This window comes from Proteus vulgaris, from assembly GCF_023100685.1.
Lineage (GTDB): Bacteria > Pseudomonadota > Gammaproteobacteria > Enterobacterales > Enterobacteriaceae > Proteus.
Genome location: NZ_CP090064.1, coordinates 1,820,715 through 1,847,698 on the forward strand (window position 1 = coordinate 1,820,715; position 26,984 = coordinate 1,847,698).

Annotated in this window: 45 protein-coding genes; 12 read left to right on the forward strand and 33 right to left on the reverse strand. The window is 37.8% G+C overall.

The features are described 5' to 3' along the window. Positions 1 to 888: a manganese/iron ABC transporter ATP-binding protein gene (locus tag LW139_RS08850; protein ID WP_109408653.1), complete on the reverse strand. Its 888-nt coding sequence runs from the start codon at positions 886 to 888 to the stop codon at positions 1 to 3. Continuing rightward, on the reverse strand, positions 885 to 1,742 hold the full coding sequence (locus tag LW139_RS08855; RefSeq protein ID WP_227336951.1) for a metal ABC transporter substrate-binding protein: 858 nt from the start codon (positions 1,740 to 1,742) through the stop codon (positions 885 to 887). Before LW139_RS08855 ends, LW139_RS08850 begins: the two co-directional genes overlap by 4 nt. A 632-nt stretch (positions 1,743 to 2,374) precedes the next feature. On the opposite strand from LW139_RS08855, the gene LW139_RS08860 reads away from it, so the two are divergent. Next, entirely contained in the window at positions 2,375 to 3,046 is a 672-nt protein-coding gene (locus tag LW139_RS08860) for a transglycosylase SLT domain-containing protein (protein ID WP_166541388.1), read from the forward strand. On the opposite strand, the gene LW139_RS08865 is transcribed toward LW139_RS08860, so the two are convergent. Both LW139_RS08865 and LW139_RS08870 read right to left on the reverse strand, forming a co-directional pair. Then, a complete protein-coding gene (locus tag LW139_RS08865) occupies positions 3,043 to 3,756 on the reverse strand; it encodes a MarC family NAAT transporter (protein ID WP_166541387.1) in 714 nt (237 codons plus the stop codon). The genes LW139_RS08860 and LW139_RS08865 overlap by 4 nt on opposite strands. Before the next feature lie 99 nt (positions 3,757 to 3,855). After that, a complete protein-coding gene (locus LW139_RS08870; protein WP_166541386.1) occupies positions 3,856 to 4,452 on the reverse strand; it encodes a GNAT family N-acetyltransferase in 597 nt (198 codons plus the stop codon). Positions 4,453 to 4,718: 266 nt separating this feature from the next. Here LW139_RS08870 and LW139_RS08875 point away from each other — a divergent pair, with 266 nt between their 5' ends. Together LW139_RS08875 and LW139_RS08880 are read left to right on the forward strand one after the other, a co-directional pair. After that, positions 4,719 to 5,057: a tRNA-binding protein gene (locus tag LW139_RS08875; protein WP_247851074.1), complete on the forward strand. Its 339-nt coding sequence runs from the start codon at positions 4,719 to 4,721 to the stop codon at positions 5,055 to 5,057. Positions 5,058 to 5,165: 108 nt separating this feature from the next. Continuing rightward, positions 5,166 to 5,855 carry an AraC family transcriptional regulator gene (locus LW139_RS08880; RefSeq protein WP_166541384.1) on the forward strand — a complete coding sequence of 230 codons (690 nt, stop codon included), beginning with the start codon at positions 5,166 to 5,168 and terminating at the stop codon, positions 5,853 to 5,855. On the opposite strand, the gene LW139_RS08885 is transcribed toward LW139_RS08880, so the two are convergent. Beyond that, positions 5,856 to 6,299 (reverse strand): PACE efflux transporter, encoded by a 444-nt coding sequence (locus tag LW139_RS08885; protein ID WP_227336789.1) that lies wholly within the window; start codon positions 6,297 to 6,299, stop codon positions 5,856 to 5,858. A gap of 310 nt (positions 6,300 to 6,609) precedes the next feature. On the opposite strand from LW139_RS08885, the gene LW139_RS08890 reads away from it, so the two are divergent. After that, on the forward strand, positions 6,610 to 7,950 hold the full coding sequence (locus LW139_RS08890) for a hypothetical protein (protein ID WP_247851075.1): 1,341 nt from the start codon (positions 6,610 to 6,612) through the stop codon (positions 7,948 to 7,950). A 410-nt stretch (positions 7,951 to 8,360) separates the two neighbouring features. Next, on the forward strand, positions 8,361 to 9,542 hold the full coding sequence (locus LW139_RS08895) for a tyrosine-type recombinase/integrase (RefSeq protein WP_247851076.1): 1,182 nt from the start codon (positions 8,361 to 8,363) through the stop codon (positions 9,540 to 9,542). Here the strand turns inward: LW139_RS08895 and LW139_RS08900 are convergent. The 28 genes from LW139_RS08900 to LW139_RS09030 form a co-directional block, all read right to left on the reverse strand. Further along, positions 9,518 to 9,751: a hypothetical protein gene (locus tag LW139_RS08900; protein ID WP_109372516.1), complete on the reverse strand. Its 234-nt coding sequence runs from the start codon at positions 9,749 to 9,751 to the stop codon at positions 9,518 to 9,520. The two genes, LW139_RS08895 and LW139_RS08900, sit on opposite strands and share 25 nt — an antisense overlap. Positions 9,752 to 9,955: 204 nt before the next feature. Beyond that, positions 9,956 to 10,156, reverse strand: coding sequence for a hypothetical protein (locus LW139_RS08905; protein WP_247851077.1), 201 nt, complete (start codon positions 10,154 to 10,156; stop codon positions 9,956 to 9,958). Between the two features lie 7 nt (positions 10,157 to 10,163). Beyond that, entirely contained in the window at positions 10,164 to 10,766 is a 603-nt protein-coding gene (locus tag LW139_RS08910; protein WP_247851078.1) for an MT-A70 family methyltransferase, read from the reverse strand. After that, positions 10,753 to 10,980 carry a hypothetical protein gene (locus tag LW139_RS08915; protein ID WP_247851079.1) on the reverse strand — a complete coding sequence of 76 codons (228 nt, stop codon included), beginning with the start codon at positions 10,978 to 10,980 and terminating at the stop codon, positions 10,753 to 10,755. Before LW139_RS08915 ends, LW139_RS08910 begins: the two co-directional genes overlap by 14 nt. Beyond that, positions 10,977 to 11,297, reverse strand: a complete 321-nt coding sequence (locus LW139_RS08920) for a phage protein NinX family protein (protein WP_247851080.1) — start codon at positions 11,295 to 11,297, stop codon at positions 10,977 to 10,979. Before LW139_RS08920 ends, LW139_RS08915 begins: the two co-directional genes overlap by 4 nt. A 3-nt stretch (positions 11,298 to 11,300) precedes the next feature. Then, positions 11,301 to 11,477 (reverse strand): hypothetical protein, encoded by a 177-nt coding sequence (locus LW139_RS08925; protein ID WP_004916560.1) that lies wholly within the window; start codon positions 11,475 to 11,477, stop codon positions 11,301 to 11,303. Between the two features lie 89 nt (positions 11,478 to 11,566). Next, on the reverse strand, positions 11,567 to 12,703 hold the full coding sequence (gene dcm / locus LW139_RS08930) for a DNA (cytosine-5-)-methyltransferase (protein ID WP_247850829.1): 1,137 nt from the start codon (positions 12,701 to 12,703) through the stop codon (positions 11,567 to 11,569). Between the two features lie 72 nt (positions 12,704 to 12,775). Continuing rightward, the gene (locus LW139_RS08935; RefSeq protein WP_247850831.1) at positions 12,776 to 13,057 is read right to left on the reverse strand and encodes a hypothetical protein; all 282 of its coding nucleotides are present in this window, start codon (positions 13,055 to 13,057) and stop codon (positions 12,776 to 12,778) included. Further along, positions 13,050 to 13,328: a hypothetical protein gene (locus LW139_RS08940; RefSeq protein ID WP_247850832.1), complete on the reverse strand. Its 279-nt coding sequence runs from the start codon at positions 13,326 to 13,328 to the stop codon at positions 13,050 to 13,052. Before LW139_RS08940 ends, LW139_RS08935 begins: the two co-directional genes overlap by 8 nt. After that, a complete protein-coding gene (locus LW139_RS08945; RefSeq protein WP_247850834.1) occupies positions 13,328 to 13,648 on the reverse strand; it encodes a ClpX C4-type zinc finger protein in 321 nt (106 codons plus the stop codon). The genes LW139_RS08940 and LW139_RS08945 overlap by 1 nt, the downstream gene beginning before the upstream one ends. Before the next feature lie 36 nt (positions 13,649 to 13,684). Continuing rightward, the gene (locus LW139_RS08950; RefSeq protein WP_247850836.1) at positions 13,685 to 13,951 is read right to left on the reverse strand and encodes a hypothetical protein; all 267 of its coding nucleotides are present in this window, start codon (positions 13,949 to 13,951) and stop codon (positions 13,685 to 13,687) included. Positions 13,952 to 13,993: 42 nt separating this feature from the next. Beyond that, a complete protein-coding gene (locus LW139_RS08955) occupies positions 13,994 to 14,221 on the reverse strand; it encodes a hypothetical protein (protein ID WP_247850837.1) in 228 nt (75 codons plus the stop codon). A 1-nt stretch (position 14,222) separates the two neighbouring features. Then, on the reverse strand, positions 14,223 to 14,678 hold the full coding sequence (locus LW139_RS08960; RefSeq protein ID WP_247850838.1) for a hypothetical protein: 456 nt from the start codon (positions 14,676 to 14,678) through the stop codon (positions 14,223 to 14,225). Positions 14,679 to 14,686: 8 nt separating this feature from the next. Next, on the reverse strand, positions 14,687 to 15,226 hold the full coding sequence (locus LW139_RS08965; protein WP_247851081.1) for a single-stranded DNA-binding protein: 540 nt from the start codon (positions 15,224 to 15,226) through the stop codon (positions 14,687 to 14,689). Continuing rightward, entirely contained in the window at positions 15,227 to 16,099 is an 873-nt protein-coding gene (locus tag LW139_RS08970) for an ATP-binding protein (RefSeq protein ID WP_247851082.1), read from the reverse strand. 1 nt (position 16,100) lies between these two features. Beyond that, positions 16,101 to 16,418, reverse strand: a complete 318-nt coding sequence (locus LW139_RS08975; RefSeq protein ID WP_247851083.1) for a hypothetical protein — start codon at positions 16,416 to 16,418, stop codon at positions 16,101 to 16,103. Continuing rightward, positions 16,415 to 16,567: a hypothetical protein gene (locus LW139_RS08980; protein ID WP_247851084.1), complete on the reverse strand. Its 153-nt coding sequence runs from the start codon at positions 16,565 to 16,567 to the stop codon at positions 16,415 to 16,417. The genes LW139_RS08975 and LW139_RS08980 overlap by 4 nt, the downstream gene beginning before the upstream one ends. Further along, positions 16,564 to 17,001 (reverse strand): SAM-dependent methyltransferase, encoded by a 438-nt coding sequence (locus tag LW139_RS08985; protein ID WP_109409586.1) that lies wholly within the window; start codon positions 16,999 to 17,001, stop codon positions 16,564 to 16,566. The genes LW139_RS08980 and LW139_RS08985 overlap by 4 nt, the downstream gene beginning before the upstream one ends. A gap of 32 nt (positions 17,002 to 17,033) precedes the next feature. After that, positions 17,034 to 17,300, reverse strand: coding sequence for a hypothetical protein (locus tag LW139_RS08990; RefSeq protein ID WP_247851085.1), 267 nt, complete (start codon positions 17,298 to 17,300; stop codon positions 17,034 to 17,036). After that, positions 17,291 to 17,425 (reverse strand): hypothetical protein, encoded by a 135-nt coding sequence (locus LW139_RS20580; RefSeq protein WP_255310961.1) that lies wholly within the window; start codon positions 17,423 to 17,425, stop codon positions 17,291 to 17,293. The genes LW139_RS08990 and LW139_RS20580 overlap by 10 nt, the downstream gene beginning before the upstream one ends. A gap of 138 nt (positions 17,426 to 17,563) precedes the next feature. Beyond that, positions 17,564 to 18,559: a cell envelope biogenesis protein TolA gene (locus LW139_RS08995; RefSeq protein WP_247851086.1), complete on the reverse strand. Its 996-nt coding sequence runs from the start codon at positions 18,557 to 18,559 to the stop codon at positions 17,564 to 17,566. 22 nt (positions 18,560 to 18,581) lie between these two features. Then, a complete protein-coding gene (locus LW139_RS09000) occupies positions 18,582 to 18,782 on the reverse strand; it encodes a hypothetical protein (RefSeq protein ID WP_227335673.1) in 201 nt (66 codons plus the stop codon). Positions 18,783 to 18,873: 91 nt separating this feature from the next. Beyond that, positions 18,874 to 19,119, reverse strand: coding sequence for a hypothetical protein (locus tag LW139_RS09005; protein ID WP_247851087.1), 246 nt, complete (start codon positions 19,117 to 19,119; stop codon positions 18,874 to 18,876). Between the two features lies 1 nt (position 19,120). Further along, complete coding sequence (locus LW139_RS09010) at positions 19,121 to 19,489, reverse strand: hypothetical protein (RefSeq protein WP_247851088.1); 369 nt, start codon at positions 19,487 to 19,489, stop codon at positions 19,121 to 19,123. 105 nt (positions 19,490 to 19,594) lie between these two features. Further along, the gene (locus LW139_RS09015) at positions 19,595 to 20,263 is read right to left on the reverse strand and encodes a hypothetical protein (protein ID WP_247851089.1); all 669 of its coding nucleotides are present in this window, start codon (positions 20,261 to 20,263) and stop codon (positions 19,595 to 19,597) included. 88 nt (positions 20,264 to 20,351) lie between these two features. After that, positions 20,352 to 20,681, reverse strand: coding sequence for a hypothetical protein (locus LW139_RS09020; RefSeq protein WP_247851090.1), 330 nt, complete (start codon positions 20,679 to 20,681; stop codon positions 20,352 to 20,354). Positions 20,682 to 21,100: 419 nt separating this feature from the next. Continuing rightward, entirely contained in the window at positions 21,101 to 22,126 is a 1,026-nt protein-coding gene (gene rhuM / locus LW139_RS09025; RefSeq protein WP_247851091.1) for a RhuM family protein, read from the reverse strand. Between the two features lie 32 nt (positions 22,127 to 22,158). Next, complete coding sequence (locus tag LW139_RS09030; RefSeq protein WP_247851092.1) at positions 22,159 to 22,806, reverse strand: LexA family protein; 648 nt, start codon at positions 22,804 to 22,806, stop codon at positions 22,159 to 22,161. Positions 22,807 to 22,924: 118 nt separating this feature from the next. Between LW139_RS09030 and LW139_RS09035 the strand changes: the two genes are divergently transcribed. From LW139_RS09035 to LW139_RS09065, 7 genes are all read left to right on the forward strand, one after another. After that, positions 22,925 to 23,134, forward strand: coding sequence for a helix-turn-helix transcriptional regulator (locus LW139_RS09035; protein WP_049257589.1), 210 nt, complete (start codon positions 22,925 to 22,927; stop codon positions 23,132 to 23,134). Between the two features lie 143 nt (positions 23,135 to 23,277). After that, positions 23,278 to 23,619 carry a CII family transcriptional regulator gene (locus LW139_RS09040; RefSeq protein WP_036935825.1) on the forward strand — a complete coding sequence of 114 codons (342 nt, stop codon included), beginning with the start codon at positions 23,278 to 23,280 and terminating at the stop codon, positions 23,617 to 23,619. Between the two features lie 134 nt (positions 23,620 to 23,753). Next, the gene (locus tag LW139_RS09045) at positions 23,754 to 24,440 is read left to right on the forward strand and encodes a GIY-YIG nuclease family protein (RefSeq protein WP_247850855.1); all 687 of its coding nucleotides are present in this window, start codon (positions 23,754 to 23,756) and stop codon (positions 24,438 to 24,440) included. Beyond that, positions 24,440 to 25,255 carry a hypothetical protein gene (locus LW139_RS09050; RefSeq protein ID WP_247850857.1) on the forward strand — a complete coding sequence of 272 codons (816 nt, stop codon included), beginning with the start codon at positions 24,440 to 24,442 and terminating at the stop codon, positions 25,253 to 25,255. Before LW139_RS09045 ends, LW139_RS09050 begins: the two co-directional genes overlap by 1 nt. A 3-nt stretch (positions 25,256 to 25,258) precedes the next feature. Next, on the forward strand, positions 25,259 to 26,113 hold the full coding sequence (locus LW139_RS09055; protein ID WP_247850859.1) for an ATP-binding protein: 855 nt from the start codon (positions 25,259 to 25,261) through the stop codon (positions 26,111 to 26,113). 316 nt (positions 26,114 to 26,429) lie between these two features. Continuing rightward, positions 26,430 to 26,642: a hypothetical protein gene (locus LW139_RS09060; RefSeq protein WP_247850861.1), complete on the forward strand. Its 213-nt coding sequence runs from the start codon at positions 26,430 to 26,432 to the stop codon at positions 26,640 to 26,642. After that, on the forward strand, positions 26,642 to 26,947 hold the full coding sequence (locus LW139_RS09065; RefSeq protein WP_247850862.1) for a hypothetical protein: 306 nt from the start codon (positions 26,642 to 26,644) through the stop codon (positions 26,945 to 26,947). Before LW139_RS09060 ends, LW139_RS09065 begins: the two co-directional genes overlap by 1 nt. Positions 26,948 to 26,984: the final 37 nt, after the last annotated feature.

Genomic DNA, 26,984 nt, shown 5'->3' on the forward strand with positions numbered 1-26,984 from the left:
CTAATCTCCTTGTTTGCGCTGACTTTGGTGCGCTGGAGTATGTTCTTTTTGATGACCATAAAAAACGGCCGCGCGTTCATCATCAGTAATTACAGTAAGTGAGCGTGGATCATCGTCATCGTGAAGATCAGAGCCCGACAAGCTAATATGACGCAATACACCGCCAAATGCGTGTTCTAAGTTCTTTTGGGTAAAGGTTGTTTCAGTTGGTCCACTATCTAATACAGTTCTATTTATTAAAATAACGTGGTCACAAAATTCAGGCACACTTCCTAAGTTATGTGTTGAAACTAAAACGAGATGACCTTCTTCACGTAAATTACGTAAAAGTTCGATAATAGCATTTTCGGTTTTAACATCGACACCAGTAAAGGGTTCATCGAGTAATAAAACAGTACCTTCTTGAGCCATTGCTCGTGCCAAGAAAACGCGCTTTTTCTGACCACCAGAAAGTTCACCAATTTGACGATGACCTAATCCAGATAACCCCACACGCTCTAGCGATGCTTCAACAACTTCATGATCATGTTTTGATGGAATACGAAAAAAACCCATTTTTCCATAACGACCCATCATTACAACATCAGAAACAAGCACAGGAAAATTCCAGTCAACTTCTTCTGTTTGTGGTACATAAGCAATCATGTTTTGCTTTAACGCTTGTTGAATAGGATTGTCGTTTAATGTCACTTTACCTTTAGAGGGCTTTACTAGCCCCATAATGGTTTTAAACAGAGTAGATTTACCACTACCATTGATACCGACGAGGGCACAAATTGTGCCGCCCGTGATAGAGAAACTTGCATCAAAGATAGCGGTATGACCATTGTTATAGGTGACAGTGGCGTTATCAACTGTCAACGTTGGATTCGTTTTTATTTTACTCATTGACCAAATCCTTTCGCAATTGTATCCACAGTGATAGTAATTAAATCAATATAAGTAGGAACCTCACCGCCTTCAGCGGAAAGTGAGTCTACGTAAAGAACACCGCCATATTTTGCCCCGGTTTCTTTGCTGACTTGTTTAGCCGGTTTATCTGAAATTGTACTTTCACTAAAGACTACAGGGATATTGTGTTTTCTTACTGTATCAATGACATATTTAACTTGTTGCGGAGTGCCTTGTTCTTCTGCATTAATTGGCCATAAATAAACTTCTTTAAAGCCATAATCATGTGTTAAATAACTGAAAGCGCCTTCGCTGGTCACTAACCAACGATCTTCTTGTGGTATACGAGATAATCTTTCTCTTAATGGTGTATCAAGTTGTTTAATTTTTTCTGCGTAATTTGCTGCATTTTGATTATAAATTGCTGCATTATCAGGATCGTGTTCAACAAGTGCTTTACGAATATTTTCAATATAAATTAATGCGTTATTTGGTGACATCCATGCGTGTGGATTCGGATTGTTTTTGTAAGCGCCTTCACTAATTGCCATTGGAGTGATGCCTTCAGTTACTACAACCGCAGGAACATTACGTAACTCATTAAAAAAACGTTCGAACCAGCGTTCAAGATTTAAACCATTCCATAAGATCAAATCAGCTTTTTGGGCTTTTACAATATCTTTTGGGGTAGGCTGATAATCATGAATTTCAGCACCAGGTTTTGTAATTGATTCAACAATCGCCGCATCTCCAGCGACATTTTGTGCGATATCTTGAATAATAGTAAAGGTAGTGACGACTTTAAGTTTATCTTTTGCTTGTGTAGGCGTGGTTAAAAAGACAGTTGCCATAAGGCATAAAGCCGTTAGTGAAAATTTGTTTACAGAGCGAAATATATCCATATTATTATTGCCTTATAGTTGCAGAGTTATTTTCTCAATTGATAATGATTATCAATATCATTTCAAAGAAGTCAAGTTATCTCTGTGTAAAAAGCTTCATTTGATAACGACTAGAAATAAGATAACAACATGTATTCCAACAAATGTTAAGTAGATTGTCGGGTTTTGTCACAAAAATTAACAATCGTTCGTAACTATTTGTGCAAGAGCTTATTTTTATTACTTATAAAAGCTCACTTTTCCTCAAAAACCAACACTTGTTATACTTCTACAGTTTTTATAGCTCTCATAAAAACCTCTCTTAAAGTAATTAATTCATATGATTTATTTTAGAATATGCAATAACCCAATATAAACCTATTATGGCTGCTTCAATTCTGATTGAGAGATTTTGGGAGGAAAACAGGAAATAGGATAATTTGAGATAAAACGCACACGCTAGGAATAGTAATTGATTGATTTATTTCTCACACTTTGCCATATTTTAACATGCATTTTTGTGTGAAAATAGAATAATATATTTCCAACTTATTGATATATAAATATGTCGTTGTACAACCCTTTATGCAAAAGGATAAAACGTGAAAGTAAAAATCATCTTTTCTTTGGCAATTTTGCTTCTTGCTGGTTGTGCTGATCATGCTCGTCAACCAATTCAAAAAGATACATCTCGATTTTTAAGCCAAAAACCGATAAATAGTCGTATTAATAATGCTTCAATATCTACGGCACAATGGAAAGCAACCCCTTTTGATAACCACATACAGCAAGCCTCTAGCCGTTATAATGTTGATGAGACATTAATTAAAGCGATCATCCAAGTTGAATCTAACTTTAGACCAGAGGTGATTAGTAAATCAAATGCAGTTGGATTAATGCAAATTAAAGCATCGACAGCAGGAAGAGATGTTTATCAAAATAGAGGAAAAGCGGGGCAACCAACAACAGCTCAATTGAAAGATCCCGCTATTAATATTGATTTAGGTACTGCTTATATTCAATTATTAAGAGAGCGCCACCTTGTTGGTATTGCTGATCCTGAAACACTTTATTACGCCACCATTCTTGCTTATGTTAATGGCGCAGGCGCTTTATTAAGAACATTTGATAAAGATAGAGATAATGCGATAGCTAAAATTAATTCAATGAGTGCGGACGATTTTTATCGTTACGTTGAAAAAAACCATCCGGCAACTCAAGCACCACGTTATTTAGCTAAAGTAAGAGCTGCTTACCATGCAGGGGATAATTAATCTGGCAAATTAGCTACGGCTTGGGCCTGTTTTAATAAAGCAGGCAAATCTGCAATAATTTCAAGAACGCCGTTAATCATAAATTGAACACCCATACAGATTAATAAAAATCCCATTACACGAGAAATAGCATCAATACCACTGTGACCTAAATATTTCATAATGCGGGTGGAGCCACGAAGTGACAGCCAAACAATCACGCTAATTAAAAAGAAGGTCGTTACAGGGGCAACATATAATACCCATTGAGCAATATCAGTACGCGAAGGTATTGATGCAGCGGTACTGATTATCATTGCAATGGTTCCTGGTCCTGCGGTACTTGGCATTGCTAAAGGAACAAAGGCAATATTGGGTTCTTTGGGATTGTGGTGAGGATTATTATCGTCAGCAATAGGATCATCAACATTAGGTGTATTAGGAAACAGCATACTAAAGCCAATAAAAGCTACTATCATCCCACCAGCAATACGAAGACCGGGTATCGAAATACCAAAGGTTGTCATTATGACGCGACCTGCATAAAACGCGATGGTCATAATGAGGAAAATATAGACACATGCCATTAAAGATTGTTGATTACGCTGTTCTTTGGTCATATTTCCTGAAAGACCAAGCCAGAGAGCAACAGTCGTTAATGGATTAGTTAAAGGTAAAAGTAAAATAAGACCAAGGCCAATAGCCTGAAAAAACTGGTAAGCAGAGTGCATGGAATATAAAAGCTCCTATAATAACAGGTAATTAAGGAGTATTTATGATAACAAATTAAACAGCAAAAAAGTTATTTTTAAGCATAATAATCTTACTGTTTATTGGTATTTCTTCATTAACCACTCTAAATGCATTTTTACTGAGAGCCAGTCATAATCAGTAATACTATAAACACATGTATCCCTTTTTTGACCGCCTGTTGTTAGTCTATGGTTACGTAAAATGCCATCGAGCTTTGCACCTAGGCGCTCAATCGCTCTACGACTTGTTTGGTTTAATATGTGAGTACGAAATTCAACAGCAATACACTGTAACTCTTCTAGCGCATATTTAAGTAATAGGTATTTAGCTTCAGTGTTAATTCCTGTTCTTTGTACTTCTTTTGCATACCACGTTGAGCCTATTTCTAACCTTGGTGTTTGGTTATCAATATTCATAAAGGTTGTTATGCCTACAACATGATTATTGGCTTGAGAATAAATGGTGAAGGGCAACATTAATCCTTTTTGCTGCAATTGAAGCTTATGTTCAATATCACGTTTCAATTCTGTCACTGAAGGAACAGTTGTAAACCAAAGCTCATTGGGTTTATCTTTTTTAATTAACTCATATAAGTCTGAATAGTGATCCATACTAAGTGGCACTAAGCGTACGAGTTTTCCTTCAAGAGTTACCCAATCTGTTATTTTTTTCATTTCATATTTTCCCTACGTTAGTGGTGAAAAGGATCGTCATTTAAGAATACTTTTTATACATAACAAATTTATGAAATGGTACGATTATTTAAATAATGGTTAAAAATACGGAAAATTATTAATAATTAAAATAGCGAAAAAAGAGAATAGGATGACTCTCTCTCAACAGAGAATGATTGTCTTGCTACAGGTGAGGTTGCATGATGCATGCTAATCTATAACTCAGTAATTAAGATATCACTGTAAATAAAATAGATTGGTAAAAAATGACAAATGTAATTGAATGGGATGATTTTCTTCGTGTAGAAATGCGTGTAGGAATGATTATTAGTGCAGAAATAAATAAAAAAGCCAATAAACCTGCTTATGTTATGGAGGTAGATTTAGGTGAATTAGGTATCAAACGGTCTAGTGCCCAAATTACGGTAAATTACACACCTGAAGAACTTGTTGGGCGCCGTATTTTATGTGTTTGTAATTTCCCTGTTAAGCGTATAGCTGGCATTAAATCCGAAGTACTAATTACCGGAGCACCAGATGAAACAGGTGCGATTGTATTAGCTGAATTTAATTTGCCTTTACCAAATGGCTCGCGTTTGGCTTAAGTTTGTTTAACATAATAATTTCCTAACAAGATACTCTTCGATAGTGATGTTCTGCTGAGTTTTGATATAGTGTTTATCAACCAGCGCATTGAATAGGAGGAGTGTCTTTTGTTATTACCTCAATTACATTTACGATGTTATACACAAGAGACGGTATCTCATCAGCATGATAATTTATGGCAGATTATTTTTGGATTGTCTGGCTCGATGGAGGTTAACTTTAATCGAGAAGATTTTCTTATTTCTAATCAAAATTGCTTAATTATCCCTCCGACTATTAATCACGCTTTTTCTGGCAATAAAGATAATAAAAATCTTATCTTAGAATTGCCCGTAACCTCACAATGGCAATTAAGTGAAAAGGGGGGGCAATTTGCTTTGTCACCTGCCGCTATAGGGTTATTAGAATGGTTGCATCAATATCCCCAACCTCCCGAGCAATATTCAACCATAACACGGCTTTTACTTGCTCAAATGGAAATACAAAAAGATTGGCGTGATAATCTTGATGCGTGGTTAGCAAATAAGTTACATACGCCACTCACAACACACGATATTGCATTAGCATTTAATACTTCAGCAAGCACGCTACAACGAAAAATGAAATCCGAGCTAGGTATGTCTGTTATGCAATATGTGACTAAACAGCGACTTAATAAAGCCGCTGAGTTATTGAAATATACATCCACAAATATTGAGAATATTGCTTTAGCGGTAGGGTATGATTCTCATTCTGCATTTAGCCAAGTATTTCGCCAATACTTTAATAAAAGTCCTACAGAATATAGGAAAGCCTAATTATTGCGCTGCTTTATTTTTCGCTGAGTAAATTCGAGGGCATAATTTATCGAAAATTAGCGTAAACAAATAGGTATAGATAAAAAAGAACATCAAAATGGTGATTTCCATGCTTATAGCTTTTATAAAACCAACGTTATACCACCACATATAAAGCGGAATAGTAAAGAAAAATAAACCTAATTCAAAACTTATTGCATGGGTAAGTCGTACCATGACTGTGCGTTTTTTGATCCTTAATTTCGACTCAATTAATTCAAAGAAAGAATTAAAAATATAATTCCAAATTAGAGCAATAACAGAAACAGCGATTGCAACAGGAAGTGAATTATGTGATTGGCTCTGGCTCAATATTGCCAGTAAAACAGTGCTTAATAAAATCGCGAGAGTTTCAAAAGTAATGGCATAGACTAATTTACGAGGACGAGGCTTTAGATAAAACACGTTATATACCTTTATATTAACGATGAAAGTTCTGGCCCGCCCCAGAGAATGTTATTTTTAAAGCCACGGTTTCCGCTTGATGGGTACTGATGGTAATGAAACGAGTTATAAATTGCAAAGAGATAAGTGTTTTTTGATGATTTATGCATCTGTGTTTATGATTTAAATAATAAGTATTATTTATAATAGAAAATAAGAAGAGGAACACAGAATAACGAAAAACTCACACTATAATATGATTATGCAAATGATAGGAGAATAGTAAATATATTAAATAAGTGTATTTACATAATACAAAATAAGGATGCTTATGAGTGGTGAGATTGCTGTTTTCATAATGACTGTCGTTTTTATTGCAATGGCCATTTTGTATTTAGCGCCCGTTTATTATTTTTTTGTTGTGATATCAGCATTTAAATATATCCAGTCTCCACTAAAAAAATCCATCTTGTTCTCTTTGATTTTAATATTAATTAATATATTTTTCTATTTTAATACCACTTTAGTTTCAAAGGGAGAGCTTGCTCTTATTAAGAGCAATGATCCTCAATTTATTTTTCTAGGTCTATTATTTTTCTGTCTCCCATTTATTTATCTTCATATCGTCAGAAAAAGAAACCCTAAAATAGTGGGCTATTGGATAGCCTTCACATTGTCATTCTTAGCTTATAACTCATATTATTTTCCACAAAAAATGATGGGAGATAAAAAAGAGAGAGTTATTCAGCTGTTACAAAGAGGTGATTTAGAAGCATTAGATAAAGTTTGGAAAGGAAGTTGTCCTGATCCTTATAGCATTGAAGTGGAATTTTTTTATAACACAGATTTGATAAAAACATTTGATAAAAAATCACTCTGGTTTTTAACTGAGTGTGTAAAACAAAATAAGAAGACAGAATCTATTTATTTATATTATAGACCGACTAACTATCCGCTGTTTGATAGAGAGTTTTCAATAGCAGAATGGAATGAAAATGTTGTCGATTTATTTATCGATAAAAAATTTTATAGCACTCTTCCAGAAGAAGAGAAAAAGGAACTAGGCGATACCATAATACAAACTTTTCAAGAAGGATTAATGTATACAGGCACCTTTGATGATTATACGAAAAAAATTGATTATATTCTTCAACAGCGTCCTGAATTTAAAAACTATATTATTTTTGATCGAAAAGAGTTTATATACGCACTCAGAAATCACCGATTAAAATATGCTCAATACCTTAAAAAACATCTCGATAAAAATGATCCTTTTATTAAATTAGGTTTTGCAATCATTGAAGATGACATTAAATATATTGTTGATGAAGGAAAGAAAAATCCTGAACTCTTTACTCAAATTCTTATGGATACATCTGCATTGTCCGCATCTGGTTGTGATGAAGGGATTATGCCTTTTGATATAAATACCTTTATTTTTAGTAATGGAAGTAAGAACTTAATTATAGCACTATTGGATAATAATCTAGTAAATACAAGTAATTATAAATGCAATGGATATAATTACTTGGCGGATGATCATGGCAAGGAAAAAACCTGTTTTAGCTATTTACTCCGACATCTTGAATATAACCATACAATAAAAAATAGAGATGATAAAAAAGAGATAGAGAAAAGAATATTGAGTCAATTAACACAATGTGATGAGTGAGATTTTCTTGTGGTTTCTATTTCGTATTTTCTTGAGGAAATATAGGCAGATAAATGTATAAATCTTTACTGTCTGTGATAATATCCCTCCTGAGTTATGATAAGGCTCAGTGATGCTATGGATATTTATAAAATAAATATGTGTACATAACTGTGTGCAAACCTCGCGAGGTAAAGTGAGAAATTGTCGTAACGTACTGAATATAGATGAAATAAAAAGCTTACAAGTGATCTTGCGTATAAGCCATCAAAGCTATTCCAACCAATTCCAATCTGTTTCAAAAATACAACCTAGCACTATATAGATATTGAGTTTCCCTTTCTCGTATGTTTCACTCTGTTTCATTCAGTTTAAGTTCGTGCCATGAAATTTGTGTACATACCCGTGTACACAGTTAAAGGGATGTACACATGCTCACAGATGCGAAACTAAGAAAGCTTCATAACGTTCCAATAGAAAAGCGTATTGAGATAGCTGATGCTCAGGGATTATCTATTCGAGTAACGCCGAAGGGTATGATTATATTCCAATTCCGGTACCGCTTTAATGGACGACCTCGACGTATGACTCTTGGTGAATATGGAACCATATCTCTTAAAGATGCTAGGAATTTAGCTCAAGAAGCTAGGAATATATTATTGGAAGGCAAAGATCCAATTATTGCCAAAGAAATGGAAATAGCTGATGAGGGTAAAAAGCTATCAGTAAACGAGTGTATAAATGAATGGTTAAAAAGCCCTCATGCACAGAAATTAGTAAAACATGATTTCTGGAAGAGGGCGTTACATCGTCACGTATCCACTAGTGTTGGTAAAATGATTGCTGAAGATATGGTTATAGCTCATTGGCAGCCTGTTTTTAAGAAAATGAGAGACAACGGATCACCAACAATGGCAACCGAAATTCTTTCAAAAATGAAGCAGATATTTTCATACTGTATTCGCTCTGGAAAAATGACCGTTAATCCACTTTCTGAACTAAGAGCTGATGATGTGGGGATGAAACCAAAGACAGGAAGGCGATACTTTAGTGATAAAGAGATTGGTATGTTTTGGCGGGCTGTCGATAACACCAATATGACTAAGCAAAGCAAAATATTTATTAAGTTGGTTTTATTAACAGGATGTAGAGGTGCCGAACTTAGACTTGCTAAAAAATCAGAATTTGATTTAAAAAACAATACATGGACAGTTCCCGATCAGAACTCTAAGACAAGGGATGGATTTAGTAGAGGATTGTCTGATGAGGCTGTTTCTTTATTAAATGAAGCGTTTTCATTATACCCAAGCTTTAAACAAGTCTTTCCCCCTGCAAACCTGAAGGAGGACAGGCCAATGGCCGCTAGTGTATTATTAAACATGGCTATTCAGGTTGGTGATGCAATGAAGGTTAATGATTGGAGTATGCATGATCTTCGCAGAACCGCAAAGACAAAAATGAGTGAGCTTGGCGTTCCTCCTCATGTCTCTGAGAAAGTGTTAGGCCATAAACTTGGTGGAGTCCTTTCTGTTTATGACCAACACGAATATATAAAAGAGCAAATAGATGCAGTAAATAGTTTGGCGACTCACATATTATCCTGTACTGAATAGCCTTTGCTTTTAAAAAACTCAATAACTTCATTGTATTTATATAATGCGCCTCCGTTAATAGGGGCGTAATTACTATCGGGTTCTGGAAATGGCGTTCCCTGAGCGATCCATTCTTGTCTTTTTCTCCAGAATGTTGTGCGAGATATTCCACCTAGCATCCCTTGAATTTTACTTCTACAAATTAAAAATTTTGGAATGTTGTCATCCATCTTTCTCTTCCTTTTGTAATTTCCGTAGGTAATACGATAGGACCATCTTGTCCTGATAGTTCATGTGATTTAGAGGCTTAAACTTTGGCGTGTATTTATCGAGGATCTGAGTTGTTAGTTTGTCGTTGGGTATTCCGTGGCTTCTGAGTTCGATTAAGCATTCCTTTGCTATTTGCCGTCTTGCGTTTTCCATTGCCTGTGCATTCATAGGCTTTGCCTTTTATTTCTCATTATTATTCTGAGAGAGTTAGGGCAATTTTCTATTTCTACGTTATAAATTGTATTTTTAATCTTAACTCTGTGATTTATTCGAAATCCTTTCTTGCTTTTATCGTGGATATTTAAAGCTGCATTTATTGCCATTCTTTCTATATCACTAATATCACCATGAATTCTGATTTCCATAATTCACCTATATTAATTGAATACTTTCTTCCATTTGGTCGCCATATACATCCCAATCACCGTATTTCTCACGAGCGAACAATTCGAGTCGAGGAACATCTCCATATAATTCCTCTAAGCGATGATGGACTTCTTTTGGTTTTTCGCTGTGCTCACCTAGACATGAATAAATAACCTGCCGAACACTTGCAGATTGACGAGGCAATCCATTTCCTCTCGTGGCAATTAAGCACATTTCGACATTTTGACGGGTATAATTACCGCAATTAATCTTTGTCTCGTTATTTAATATTTCCATGAAATCAAAGAAATCTTCTGGCGGGTTTTTATTTATTCTATCTCCTGCGTTTTTATTTAATTTAACCCACACGAAACCGAACATGTTTTTAACTTTAAAATCCCATGCTTCGGCTAATTTGATTGCTTCGAGTGCAAAATTTCCTGTGTACCACATAAACAGCACGGCATTTTTAGAGGTATGTTTTTCTATTGATAATCTAGAAAGGGAATATAAGTCGGTGGTGTTGTAATGATTATCTGCTGCGCCATTTGAAACTTTGTTATTGTAAGACCAAGGAGGATCGCACAATATCAAGTCATACTTTTTCATTCTCCGCTCCACTGTCACCTATATAAAACGGCAGTCCATCAGCTTCCATTGGTTTTATGTGAGTAAACGTACATGGGATAATTCCACCTCCGAACTCTTGAGCAAACATTAACGCCTGCTTTGCCTGAAGAGAGACATGCTGCTTAGGTAGGGCTATTTGATATGTAACGCCATCAATTAACACCAGTGTCGTCATGGCCTGAACTTGTTTCATTTATTATTCTCCGCATCCTTCATCATTAAGAATAACTCCATAGCGCCACGGTATAAGTTTTCATGCTCAACCTGACTAACTGAACCATGGCAGCACATCCAGCCACCTGAGATTTTAATCATGGATATTTCACTCTCAATAATAATCGGCATTGCGTCGGATGGATAATTACACGGATTAAACTTTTGAGTTTGCCCATTATTAAACTTTCTAAAAATAGTTTGTTCTTTTTCGAAATAAACATACCTATTCTTAATGTCCATTTCTGCTATTCGTCTGTTAATCTCGAAGTCAGAGAGTTCGGTGTATTTATTCATTGATTAATCCTTAACAGTTATTTTGTAATTACCCGCATGTGATTTCTTACCATATGCCGTTTTTCCGTCACCAGTAGCCACAGCTAACGCATTAACATCTGGCTTATTACTAATAATTGTTTTTGCTGCTTCAAGAGCAAATAAATACTCATTATCTTTACATTCAATTGTTATTTTCACGAATCACCTCACCACAAATAATATTTAAACCCCTCACTGACATTAAATATTCAGCACGTTTATTGCATTCCGATTGCGTGTATAAATCCTCAGATATTGGCACTGCATGATTGTTCATAATTAACAACAGGACGAATAACTTCATGTTTATTTTCTCTATATGCACATTTAAATATGTGAGCAATAACATCAACAGTCCAAGCATTGCCGTAGCATTTATATGACTGTGAATTTGAGACTATATTTTCACACCAACCATCGGGAAATGTTTGTAGTCTGGCGCATTCTGTAGGAGTTAATTTTCGATATTGCAGAGTGTTATTATGTTCCCACGAATTAGATGTGAGTGTTGGAGATTTTTCAGTGTGAATACCTCCATTGTTTTTCCCTCGAGGACGCTGATAGATTGCTACTTTCGGCTCTCTGTGCCCGCCTTGACATGTTGACAGTGTCGGGGCTTTTCCAGCATCAGAATAAATACGCTTTATCTGCTCATTGCCTTTGACATCAGAGGCGTTAGCAACATGAATTAACCCGTCTCTGGATTGCCTGATACTCTCTCTTGGCTCGCATGGTCTAAATACTATTTGCCGGCGACGTTTATTAAAGTATTCATCTTCACTTGCACCACATGCGTAATTGCTCATGATGCAATATGATTTTTCTCTATCAGTAATACTTTCATCATCAATAATATCTTTCAGCAAAATACCTTTATCTTCTGGCTGGCTAACTTCAAAATTAGTCCAGTAGTAACGCTGTCTATTTTGTGCTGATAATAACGAGCTATTAATAAGCGTTTTATTTACATAACCTAATGCACGCTCCGTATGTAATGTTATATATTCCTCAAATTCCTTTTTCATTTTTACATTTTCGAGCATGAATTTAGCATCTGGATTATTTTCTAATACATGACTCATTATTTCTAACGTCGTCCAAAATAATTTACCACGCTCATCCTTATCACCTAGTTGCTTTCCCGCAAGTGACCAACTCTGGCATGGAAATCCCGCAGTAACTAATCCTACACTTGACCAGTCAATATCCCACTCACGCCAATTATTAACATCACCTAATTGAATGTTATCTGGATAATGAAACTCAGATACTTTGTTAGCGAATTTATCTATTTCAGCGATGTAATATTTATCAAATTTAATTCCAGCTCGAGACAGCGCCAATCGCCCAGCGGATATTCCGTTGAACAGACTTAAATATATCATTTTGATTTCCTATGAATGTGCAGAACCCTGTATTAGCATGAGTAATACATATCCGATTATTTGCATGGTTGTTTAATCTAATTTATATAGCGGGGTTACTTTAAATGGTGAGCCATGAGATTGAAAATGAATATCTATATTTTCAGATGTAACAGCATCAGTAGTGAATTGCATTTTCTCATCATGAAATACAGGGTACATCCAAGCGACTGGTTGTAGATTGTTAATGTGTTCGATATATTCGCAAATTTTTATTAGCGTATCTAAATTAACATATGATCGTTCATGCCCAATGCTTAATACCTTAGCTTTATTTTTTAAATCAATCGCTAACTCCAATATCTCATCATTCATTTTTTATTTTCACTCCGTTGCTGATTAATATGTCTTCACATTTATCAATTCCATCAAAATAACCACTATCGTATTCGTTATGACAAATGCCTTTACGTTGTGGCAATTCAACCTCCAAACTCTCGCGTGATGCTTGCCACCAATGCCATGCTTGCCGAGTTGCTAGGTAATAATAATCGTCAGATTCTGAATCTATTTTAAATATGTCATCTTTATCTAATGTAGAATACTTTCTAAATTCTTCTTCAAACTGTCTCCTTGATTTATCCATCACTCCACCTTTCTATACCCAGCTTTGTATAAACGATTTGCGTAAACTAGAGCTTGAGCCATATCTACATCAAAATTACCGTCACGAGTAGTGGATAGGGTGTTAGAAATTTGATTAATTTCCTTTTCTTTAATTTCCTTACGCTTTTCATCTGCAATTTCCTTCGCTAAATCTGAGCAGTCGAAGCAAATATTTGCTGCTTTACCTTGGATTAAATTGTCCTTACTACCGCTTCCACCGCAAAAGTTGCAAACATTCCTAGGATCTGGTTCTGGCAATGTAAATTTCATAATTTGATTATGGTGTGTAAAACTATCCATTATTCATTCCTCTTCATTGCATCCCTGCGAGTTAAATCAAAAGATAATTAAAGCTGTCGCTAAAAATGCACCTTTAACATCTTTATTTGATGGATAGTAATATGCTGAATAACCATCACGAGGAACTGCTTTGTAATAACAAACATCAACGCGATCGCAATTAACCCATTCCAATTTATCGCTTTCACAAATAATGTTTTCTTTAATTGCAGCGTCGATAACTTGCTCTTTGGTTTGACTGCCTCGCATCATCAAAATAGTTTCGTTATTAGAATTTAGTAAATCTACTGTTTGCTTTTTCATATCTACCTCCTGTTTGATCCTGTTTGTTCTACTCAATTTAAGTTAGAGTTTAATGCTCTTATAGAACTTAATTATCTCTAAGCATTTAGGACAGCTAATGCCACCTCTGATAATATCCTTTGTTTTGTATGTGCATTCACTAGCATGTTCACCAAAAAATTGACCAGAACATAAAACCTTGAAATCATCATTAAATGGGTCTATTGCGTGCCACAGTGGTTCTTCTTCTTCGCCATCTTCATTAGTTAAAATCATCACGAGCGTATTCATATCATCCACCTATGCGCGTAGCTGTTCTGATACGTTGGTAGATTTCGTGTGCTTGAATTCTCTCTTCGCCGATATCGCAAGCACAGAAATATTCATAAGCTGTTTTTTCAGCTTCTCGATGGGCTTTAAAAAACTGTTCTTTTAATTGATATCTTGAAGAGCGTAACCAAAGACAGATGGGTCCATCTTCACTTTCGTATATGGCTCCAACAAACCAACCTTCACCAGGAGGTTCTGTTGGCATCCAAGCTGATACATTAGGGTTACCGTGAGTAAAATAGTTCTGGAAAACAGGTGTATTCTCTCCGACATCTTCACTCATATAAATACAGCGTTGCTCTAATTGGTTATCCGTTACCCACTGCATAATTTCATTACTATCTTCGGAATATGGCAGTTTTGAATGAGTCCAATAACCATTTTCATCATATTCTACAAATTCTGGAGTAATTGACATAAAGCCTCCTAAATCACATTAATAGCGTGACGTGGATACATGAGCCCAATCGGCGCAAAAGGAATATCATCTTCAAAATCAATCGGTGGCTGATTCTGTGGTGCTTGATTACTCGGTGCTTGTTTTGGTGCTTGCGGTTGCTGTGGCTGTCCCCATCCTTGATTCTGCTGTGGCTTCTGGCTTCCTGCCTGATTACCACTGTTACCGCCTAGCATCTGCATTGTTCCACCAATATTGACCACTACTTCTGTTGTGTATCGGTCTTGCCCGCTTTGGTCTTGCCATTTTCTGGTTTGCAGAGAACCTTCTATGTATACCTGACTTCCTTTTCTTAGATATTCACCTGCAATTTCTGCTAATTTGCCGAAGATGCATACACGATGCCACTCGGTTTTTTCTTTCATCTCACCGGTTTGTTTATCACGCCACGATTCCGATGTGGCTAGTGTGAGATTTGCTACTGCGCCACCTGACGGCATATATCGAATTTCAGGGTCTTGCCCCAGGTGACCAATAAGGATCACCTTGCATACTCCACGACTTGCCATTTACACCGCCTCTTGTTTAGTTAGTTCTTCTTTTCTTAGCTCATATACTTTCTGAGCTTCCGTTTGTTCAGATGTATCCCTAAGTGCTTTGTATGCTTCACTAAATGCGACTTTCAACTCATTCATGCTTTGCACTTCCATTGCGATGCTCGTAAAGTGAGCTAGATCTATCTCTGCTTTAGTACGCCCGTCGTTAAGCCATTCCATTAGCCTAATGCCTGTGGTTTCATCAATTACAGTAAAGTCAGCATTACTGAACAATCCTGTCCGGTCTTTGCTGGCTACTGCTGTGTGGGTTTCATGATTAAGGTCGAGAACCGTGGTGAATTCATATTCAACACCGTCACGCTGCTCTGATTTCATCCCTAATTTATCAACGCGTTTTTTGCCGTTACCTTTGTCAACCTGAGCCGTTTCCGTTTTGCTCCGCATAGTCGCGATAATATTCACCTCAGACCGAAGAATCGCATCAAGAAACTTATTGTGGCGAGGAGTGATCACGCTCCATGCAGACCATGTATTTCCTCCAAATTTAGCTTTAGCTAGTGAATCAAGCATCTCTAAACAGCCACCTGTACCACTCCATTCATGAGTAAGGCTGTCGATTATGAGATTGTCGTAGCCAGCTTCCTGCGCAGCTCCGATAGCTTCAATAAATCGCTCTGGTGTAAAAGGTGGATCTAACTCCAATACGTCAAAATTAAAACGGTCAGAGTAAAGAGAAGCACTTCCTTTTTCTGTATCAATCAACGCCGTTTTTCCGCCAAGTCCTTTGGCTATTTCCAGTGCCCCGTAAGTTTTCCCTGACCCACTAGGTCCTGTTAAAGCGAGCCTTAACTTTGCTTTTTTTCGCATTGCCTTGACGAATTTCATATTAATCTCCCAAATACTGACCAGGTCGGCGATCAGTTCCGTAGTAATCGATTTCAAATTTATTACTCGGTGCAGAACTCCTTTCTGTATCACGTATTGCTTGAATATGCGCTGGTAGAGGAGGGTGATTTTTCGATGCATCTAAATTCATGTGTAACAGTTCCATTGCTAGTCGCTTCTCTCTCTCCTTCACGCTCGTATTCGGCAAATGGCCCTCAATCATTGCAATAGCTTGAGCCAGAGCTTCCTCTCTGTTTTTTGCTAGTGATGATGTTAATCGAGGGTATTTATCAGTAGGGTAAGAGTTAGAAACGTTCATTGAAAATCTCCTGCAAAATCCTTTAAAGGTGTCGACAATCCTTGTCGCCCTAACACTTCCGTTTGATATATAAACTCATCGTGTTCGCGTTCCTGCGATTCTTTACGCTTCCTGCGTAATTCTTCTAACCATTGCTTTGAGTTGCTCATAACTCCTCCTTAATAAACAGCACCCAATGCGTTTTATCGTTCTTACCGACACGCTGTACTATTGTTGGTTTTTGGTCGGTTAGCGCTAAAACTTGCTTGGTAGGTATTTGCGTTTCATTCCACTTGAATGCCAATGTTCCGTTTGGCTTGAGCACTCTAAATGCTTCACTAAATCCTTTTGATAAATCGTCTTTCCATGACTCTTTATTTAATCTCCCATACTTTTTAAACATCCATCCGTTGTGGCCAACCCTGATTAAATGAGGTGGGTCGAATATAACTTGATAAAATGAACCGTCAGGAAAGGGGAGGTTTTTAAAATCAGCGATAATGTTTGGAGTGATATTTAGCTTCCTGCCATCACATAAAATATGCTTCTCTGCGCGGATGTCGCTGTAAATTGCTCGATTATCTTCCTTGTCAAACCAGAACATGCGACTGCCACAACACATATCTAGAACCTGAGTCACGCAACCCTCCTTAACTTAGAAACTCGTAATATCCTGTTAATAAAGGCTTCCTTGCCAATCGCATTGATAATCCGCTCAAGCGATTCGTCGTCACAATCGAGCACATATTCCATTGCCTCAACTGAGTCGATTTCCGTTAATTTAGCCAGCTCAGCGAAACTTCCTGTTTCAATCTGAACCTGACTAACATCATCAAAATCAATCACGACTTTCCCGTCGCTATTAACTCTCATTCCGTAAGAGTATCTGAAGGCTATTTGCATAAACCCTCCTGATAGCTTTCTTTGAGTAATTCCATTGCTAACCACCAGATATCCTCACATTTCTGGCGAATAGCTACCTGCGCCTGAGCTTGCGCCAGACGGAAAATATCTTGGTTAATTTTCATAATTTACCTTGCGATAATTAGACTTAATGAAATGACTGCGAATAGAAGTAGGGCGCTGAATATAGTGTCTATGTTCATGCGAAATTCTCACTATTTAGATAGCGATTGTTATTTAGGTTCTGGTGTTGGTGCGGTGGGTTAGTAGTGAATTTTTACGTTTGATACTAAGTTTTTAGCGATAGCGATAATGCAATTCTTGGCGCACTCTTCTTGAATGCCAGCATCAATTAAATCTTGCATGGCTTTATTGTTAACTGTTTTCTGATGCTCCTTATCAGCCTGACGTTTAGCTTCTTCCTGACGCTTGCGTTCTTCTTCTGCTAATCGCGCTTGTTCTGCTTCCTGTGCTTTCTTACGCTCAGCCTCGATAGCTAATTGCTTCTCACGCTCAGCTCGTTCCTGAGCCTCTTTAGCATCACGTTCTGCCTTTTCCTTGGCTTCTTTTACCGCTTGCTCTGCACGTTGAATAGCTTCCTGCTTTTCACGCTCTGCGCGTTCTTGTGCTTCTTTGGCTTCACGTTCGCGCTGTGATGCTGCTTCGATTTCTTGCTGTGCTTTTTGTTCGGCTTCTAACCTCGCTTGCTCTACTGCTTGTTTCTTCAGCTCTTCTTCGTGAGCAATACGTTGGCGTTCTGCTTCGGCTTTATCTTCTTCTAAATCACGATCGAATTTCTCATTCATGAGCAGGGCTATTTCATGGTCTGACTCGATACGCTCAGCAAGTGCCTTATCGAATACTGCATTCATTTCTAGCGCCTCTTCGTGCCACGCTAACATTTGCTGTTCTGCTTTTATTCTATCTTGCTCAGCCTCCCACTCGGTTAATGGCTGTCGAACTTTATCGCGCAATGCATCAAAACGCTCTCGTACAGTTCGGCGATTAGCATCGATTAGCTTTGGTATTTCTTTTAACTCTGCCACCAAGTCTTTACCGAGCCCATCAAGGTAAGTTTTTGATTGAGCGACTTTATAAGCCAGCGAAGCAATTTCCTTGCGACCTTTAGCAGTGCTAACATCGTGAATAAAAGAGTTAACTTCTTGCTCTACTTTACGGATGATATCTTCGACGCTGTCTGATGATTTAAATACTTCAAGCGCCGTCGATTTTTCAATTACGACTAATTCATTTGCCATTTCCAATTTTCCTTATGTGCGTTTAGAAGTTTTTGGCGTGATATTCTTCGAGCAACTTGGCGATATCAGATTCTTTAAATGAACCACCATGTTCACCGTTGGGCTCTTCTATCCAAAGCTGGCCATCTCCAAACTGTGAAATAGTCATCTTACCGATAGTTACGGCTTGAACTGGTTTGTTGTTATTTGCAATTGGATTACTTTCTGATTCTGTGAATTCCATAATTAATTCCTTATGTGCGTATTCCTCACTATTAATAGCGATATGAATGATTAATTAATGGGTTACTGCTGACCGAGGGCTTTTGCGATTGCTAGAGTGGCGATTCTAACTTGGCGACAACTTCGTCATAATTAACTTCGAACTCTTCGCAGTATTCTTGTAACACGGTAGGTTCAATAGAATTATTTACGGCATGAGCCTCATCCTGAGTTAGTAAATCATCACGATAATCATTGAACGCAAATGCCACTAAGTGCCCTCCTAATATTTTCATGCCTGCATATACTATTGGCTCTTCGTTGTCATCATACTCAACTACGAATGTCATTTTTCCCATATCACCCCCTAGCCTTTAACATTGCATCTGCCATAAGGTAGGATTCTTTAGCAACCCATACCACAGATTGTTCGGTTACATTGTCAATCATGCAGTGGTTAGATAAGATCCCATTCATAGCCTCAGTTGCAACGTAATCTCTAAAAGAGATATCAGCTAACATCAGCTCAGGCTCTTTAGCATCTGGACGCCACAGTAAATCATAGTCGCCGTTATCATCGAAGCTGGTTACTTGGTATTTCCAGCGGTGACCTTTGAATTCGAATGTTGCAGGAGTTCCAACGGTATAGTTTCCAGTTTTTGGAAATCTTGCGGTCATGTAATCTTTATACTCAGGCGAGTCTTTATATACTTTCAGTGTTATTGACATCTCTATCTCCTATCTATTAATCAACTCACAACAAGTTATGCCCTGACAGACAAAAGAAAGGGGCCGTATAATTGATCTCTTAATAGAATATGTTATTGAATAATATTAATAATGTTCAATTCTAACCGTCCCGTCAGGAACGCCATATAGACTTAATGACCAGCATGCCTCTCCCACGGCGGAGACATATGGTCTGGCATCAGGAGGAACCCCTTCAAGTGAATTAACCCACTCATTAACAGATTCCTTACTTATTTTATCCCTCTGAGCTTTGCCCATCTGCCTGCACACCATTCTGGATAACGCATCAGCGCCATCCTGATCATGCAGATACCTGATCTGTAATACGCTATACCCTCGATTTAATTGCCGTGTTGCAAATGATATTCCTTCGAGTCTAGCTATGCACTCAGGGTCATTCGAGCATAGTTCCGCATGTGCTTCTTGTTGTTCCTTGTCTGCCAATTGTTTGGCTTTAATTCTATCTATTTCACTATTGTAATTAGCCAGCCATATATCGAAATAGCATTTAGAATCCCATCGGCATGACATGGTTGCTGGCTTTGCTAATTTATTGCCTGTTATATTGAAATACTCTTGCTGGAGAGCAAGGACACTAGACATGCTACCATCCGGCAATCTAAATCTTTCCTCGCTCATTTTTGCGTACTGTTCATCTTCGTTTTTGGGTGGAATAATGATATATCCGACAAAGAAGAAAACAGAAACCAACAAAAGCGGTTTCAGTATAGATGCTGTAGCTTTTTTGTTCATTTATCTGCCTAGTAGTTTAGCTATTGCCAGTGAATAAATCTTACTATGACATCAACGCAAATCCAAACAAGCGCCGGGAAAATTCGATTTAATCCCTCGCCGTCACTTCACCAGACTCTAATAACGTTCCTGATTTTCTATATTTAGCTGAGTAAATACTAGAATTAGGTAAGCAACAGTTATCTCCACTTGGATAATGCTTTGTTGGTTTGATAGAGAGAACAGGGCGCTCTTTCTTCTCTTTCACTGAGTTAGCTTTAGAAATCTCTTCTTCTTTCAGCTTGTTAGCTCTGAAAGTTGCATATCTAGCGTATTGGCGAGATTTATATGAATCACTGTTTACATGCTTAACTTCTACTTGTTTACGTTCACCAGCTTTCTTAGGTGACGTTTTTAACGGTTGAATATAAGTTGTCATGTTGCCTCCTCTGAATAAGTTTTAGTGATTGGTGGTAGGTGCCGATCTCCTACTTGTGAACAGTCCCAGCCGCTAGACTGGTTGCCCACGCCTGCTAGCATTCAGCTACTAATCGGCCTTAGCATTCACCAATCCCAAAACTCACTCAGTGAAATGTTGGACAAGATGTCATTGTCCGTACTGCTATATTTTTAAAGAGCATGGCTTGCTTATGTATCTTGCTTGCCGTTGATGTGATTAAATGTATACGATAAGTAGACGCATGTAAATACTAAATGTAGACATTTGAGATAAATAAAAGTCAACTATCTGTATTTTCAGATAATTTATTTTCAAATAAATCTCAGATTGGAATGCAGATCACTTCTTTGGAGGGGGAGGGGCACAAAAAAGCCCTCGCGGGGAGGGCTGGGTGGGGTTTAATCCTGGTCTTCAAATAGGAAGTTAAATTCTCCCAATGCCATGAGCTCTGGGTCATATATATACCCAGCTTTTTCTATAATCCTTTTCTTTTTAAATAGCTTGTGCTGCCTATCTGCGTGCTCGTTGGCTTCTTCACGCAAAAAATAGCCATTTGGATTATCAGGCAACAATGCGTATTCATTGAAAACTAAAAGTTTATCAACATGCTCATTGAGTGATCGCATGGTCATTTTCTTTCCTTGCAACGCGGTTGACTCAGCATGTAGCAGAAACTGCTCAGAGAGTAGATGCATTCTGTAAAGCTCATTTTCTTTCAGGTAATTTTTGCCAACCTTGGCCTCTTTAAGCGTTGGTGAAACTCCTGAAAATGAATTAAGCCCCATATTGTCATCTTCATGGTTTGCTCTATCGAGAATTAATTTAGCGCTCACCATCCCCGTGATAGCATAATGAAACTTATCCTGCATTTTTGAATAGAAACTCCTTACCTCTGGTGAGTTCCCATCATAGTCGGACGCACTTTCCTTAAAACAGTCTTTTAGCTTGTCGTAAACATGACGCTCATCAGCTCGAATAGCTCGAATTTTTGCGGCAAGTTCATTAGTTTTTTCGGGGGAGTCACGTAAAGCTTTTTCGTTTAGTACGAAGCCATCACGGAGATATGATTTTATTAATTCAGAGGCCCACTGTCTAAACTCGACGGCTCTACGACCATTAACACGAAACACTATGAAGTTAATCATATCTATACTGTAGTGGTTTATTTCTCTATAAACCTTGCGATTCCCCTCATTTCGAACTAGTCGGAGAGGCCGACTAGTTGAATTTCGGTCTAGCTCTCCATCAGAATATATATTATTTATGTGTTCTGTTATCGTGTTTCTGGCGACATTGAATAGCTTGGCGATCTCTTTTTCAGTAACCCATATTTCTTGAGTTTCAGTGTCTACCCTTACATCAATAAGTTGGTCATCTTTTTGATAAACCTCAACTTTGAAATTCACTTCATCATTATTGCTCATCTACCTTCCTTATTGAATTAAAACACCACACCCTAAAACGTGTCGTCAGGCCATTGTGACTTGATTACCTTGCCTATGATTGTGCAGTTACCGTTAATAGGGATCAGGTCATAGCGTGGGTTTAATGGCTCTAGATACTCAATTCCACCTTCTCTAATCAATCGCTTGAATGTGAACTCATCATTTAGCAAACGGGCGACACAGAAATCTCCGAACTCTACTTCTTCTTCAGGATCAACCAGAATTAGCATTCCTTCAGGAAAACTTGGCTTACCTCCTGGTGGTGCTGTCATTGATTGACCTTCAACCTCTAACCAGAAAGAACGTTCACTGGCTTTCTTAGCTGTTGGTATCCACGACACAGCATCTTTCTGAGTGTATGAGTTAAATTCTGTTGAGAAAGCGCCAGCTTGTACCTTCGTGAAGAGAGGGTACTGGTAGGTTGGTGGTTGGTGGCTAATATCTTCTTTTTCGATGCTAATTGAGCCGTCAGCGTTAATAACTGCATTATTCACACCAACAAATGCCAATATGCCAGCAATGTCATGTAGAGACGGCTCTCTCTTACCTGTCATCCAGTGACCAACCGCACCCTTCGATACCGAAAAGCGCTCAGCTAAATCATCATAAGTAATGCCTTTGTCCTTCATTAAGGATTTGGCTAGTTCATACCATTTCATTTTCATACCAAGATTATACGTTATGTATACATATATGTGGACACACAAAATGTATACTTAAATATTGAGTTATCGGATACTTTATGTATACTAACCTAATTGTAATAAGGAGGTTCTAATGAACAATTTAAGTCGATACAGAAAAAAATTGGGAATCACCCAAAACGACTTAGCCAAAGAGCTTGGATGTACAAAGGGGAATGTCAGTCATTACGAAAATGGTAGACGTAAAGCTGACCTAGACGTTTGTAGAAAGCTCGTTGTTTTCTTTAATCAAAAAGGTGTGAAAGTCACTATTGATGATTTATTTCCACCAAAAGTTGCTTAGCTTCACCCGCTCTTTAAAAACTCACGCCATGCCTTTTGACCTCAATCGGCAAATTATTATCAACAATCCGCTCATATGGAATGAGCCACGGATCATTACTGCTGTTCCCAATATGGGAAGTAATCTAAGAAGGAATTTAACAAATGGAACTATCAAACGAACGCAAATTTCGAGAAATCGAATCAAAAATCATGAAAGGGATACTTGTTACTGGCGCTAGAGAAGTAGCGAAAAGGACAGGTATTCACGAATCACAAATATCCCGCTGGCAATCTCAACAATCTAAAACGCAATTAAGCTTCATACAACGTTGTGCAAGGCTTTTAGTTGCTATTGGGTATGAGACACCAGATGACACAGTGATATTGCAAGGTGATGAGGCTAGAGCGTTAATTCAGATGCTTGAGCATGTCAAAGCACCAAAAAGAAAAACCTCAACCACGGCGAATGGTGAGGCTTCTCAACAAATGGATTTAACCATTTAACGTACAAATACACTGTATCAATAACCAGTAATTACGACAAGGGGAATTTAGGTTTCTCTTGTCTGATACAGCTAACTAATGGAGTAATTATATATGAAATTAACAAAGAAACAAAGACATGGAGGTTGCCAGGTATGAGCGTTGGTCACTTAGGTGAAATGAAGCTTAATCGTGATAATCCTGTTCCAGAAGCTCTACCTAGTAATTTTAGAACTGAGGGATGGGTTTATGTCTTAAGCAATGAATACATGCCAGGCATCTATAAAGTTGGCATGACAACTATCTCGCCAGAAAACAGAGCTAAAGAGCTATCCTCCGCAACTGGTGTTCCAGACAAATTTAAAGTTGAAGCATCTTTTTACTCTGAATGTCCTAGTAATGATGAGTCTGAGATTCATGAGTATCTATCTGAATACAGAATTAATGATTCTAGAGAGTTTTTTAAATGTGCTCTTGAAGACATTGTAGATACATGCTCCGAAGTTTGCCTGGCCAGAGTGGGAGACGATATCGCTGATATAGCGGATTCATTCGACATTATTTGTACACATAACTTGGATGAATTAAGGCTTGGTGATCTATTCGAATCATTAGGATTGAATATTTTTGGTTGCAAGCTTTCTGCTGCTGAAAGGTTAATAAGATTAGCAGCTCAACTATTACACAATAAATTTACCGATCAGCACTCTCTATATTTTACAGAAGATACTGCATACCTAGTAAAAAGCACCATGGGGAAGCAATACGATGAGTATCTAAAAAATGAAGAGGAAGCAAATAATAGTCATAAATTAGCAAATAAACCGGAGGTACCTTTCTAATGGCCAGAGCAAGAAATATTAAACCAGGCTTTTTTACCAATGACGACCTTGCTGAATGTGATCCATTTGCACGAATCCTATTCGTTGGTTTATGGACTATTGCAGATAGAGAAGGTCGCTTAGAAGATAAGCCACGTAAAATTAAAGCAATGGTTTTGCCATACGATGACGTTGATTGTGAAAAATTACTCGCACAACTACACAGTAAAAACTTTATTACCAGATATGCAGTAGATGGAAATGAGTTTATTCAGATTAATAACTGGAAGAAACATCAGAACCCTCACGTAAAAGAAGCGGCTAGTGAAATACCAGAACAAGTAATGCAACCTACTGAAAACAAAGGAGCACCAGAAAAGCACCATACAAGCACAGTGCAAGAATCAGAAGAGCATACAACAAATCCTGCTGATTCCCTTAACCTGATTCCTGATTCCCTTAACCTGATTCCTAATAACACCCAAGCCGAAAACACGGCTTGTCCTAGCGAGTCAGAAAATCAATCTGCAAGTATTCACCAAATGTCTAGCAAGTATGCATTCGAGGGAGAGGTGATCCGCCTAAACCACAAAGACTTTGCTGAATGGCAATCGCTGTATTCAAACATCGACTTGGTGCATGAGCTAAAACGACTAGATATCGAGTTCAGAGCCGCTAAGCCTAAAAACTGGTTTATCACTGCAAGCCAGAAGTTAAATTACCAAAACAAGAACTCAGGTAATTCATGGAAAGCCACGCCGCCTAAGCGAGCTGTAAACGAGAATTTTGCATCCAAGGACTACGGTAAAACGGATGCGCCAACATGGATGAATTAAATCATGAGCCTATCAGACAAAATCGAGCAAATTGAAAGGCAGCTTGAAAATCTAAGTAAACCGCCAGCAGAAATACCAAACACCGAAGTAACGATTGTTGAATTAACCTGCGCTAAGCATGGCGCATATCAAGCCAGAACTCGTTCAAGTAAAACCGCGATATCAATTCCATCGCGACCAACACCTTGCCCACTTTGCCTCATGGAAGAACTAGAAGCCTTGAAGATCGAACAGCGTGATTCGGATATTCGTTTCAAGAAGAAACTCACTGAGAAACTGCTTGATGATCTGCATGTTCCAGAGCGCTTTAAATCTTGCACACTGGATAACTACGAGGCTGTGAACAAGGATGCTCAATACAATCTCAATGTCTGCAAAGCCTACGTTAAAAAATGGGAAGATCGCCTAAAAAATGGCGGTGGTTTAGTGATGTGCGGAAAGCCCGGTACCGGTAAAAATCACCTGGCATTAGCAATAGCGAAAAGTGTTGTTGAGGATTATCAAAATTCTGCGCTATTCACGACAGCATTACGAATTGCAAGAAAGTTTAAATCCACTTGGAGTAAGAATTCTACCGAAACAGAATTTGAAGTTATTCGGATTTACACAAAACCAGATTTGTTAATCATTGATGAAGTTGGTGTGCAGTTCGGCTCTGAGGCAGAAAAGCTAATCCTGTTTGAAATCATCAACACTCGTTACGAGAAGATGAAGCCAACAATCCTAATTAGCAACCAAACCAGAGAGGAATTAGGTACATTCATTGGCGAGCGAGTTATTGACAGGATGAATGACGGCGGTGGTTGTACGTTGGCTTTTACATGGGATAGTTACCGAACAAGAAAGCAAGTTGCTTAACACGCAAGAGGATTTTTAGATGAGAGGAACATTGTTTCACAAAGATTATCCGTATCCAGATTTAGACTACTGCTACAAAAATTACGATAAATTAATTGATAACCAGCAGTGGATAAATAACCCACTCATAAATATTTCAGAAACCCCGCTTAAAATTAAAGTTACCCCACTGAGAAGAAAATTGGATAAATGCTTTCCAAGGGGCAAAGCATATATGCGAGTTAGCAAGTGTGAGTTTATGGCTAGCAATTAATCGAGGTGTTGAGTGATGAAAGGTTTAAATTTCAAGAATCAAACAGATCGTGGGGAGCATCTAATGCAGGGAACTAATTGGGTTAATTTTGAAGCAGAAAAACCGCCAGTATCACATACAGAATTGGTTATCGAAAATAAGTCAGGAAAAAAAATTGTTGCCAGATATTTATCTGGTGACTGTTTTGGTGGTGATCTTGGTTTTTATGATCACTACGACAATCCAATACGTGGTTTTAAGTGTGTTAGGTGGCTGGCATTGCCAGAGGGTGAATGATGATAGAGAACAAAAAAGGAAAAGTTAATTACTTCGTCTTGAAGTGCCAATTGTTGAAATTCACAGGGCATTATGCAGACAGTGATTATATGGAAAGTATCGCCAGTGAAATTCTAGATAAATACGATATCTATGAAAAGAAACAGTATCGAGAAACTACACTAATTCAGCGAATTAACCATATCTGGGTAATTCCAATTTTCATGATTTGCATTGTTCCTCAATGGTTAATCACTGGTAGCACTGGCGTTAGGCCATCAAGCAGAGTAGGCAAGTTGGTTAACTGGCTAATAGGTAGACCATAGCAGCATGGAACAGGAGAGCTAACAGTGACAAAGAAAC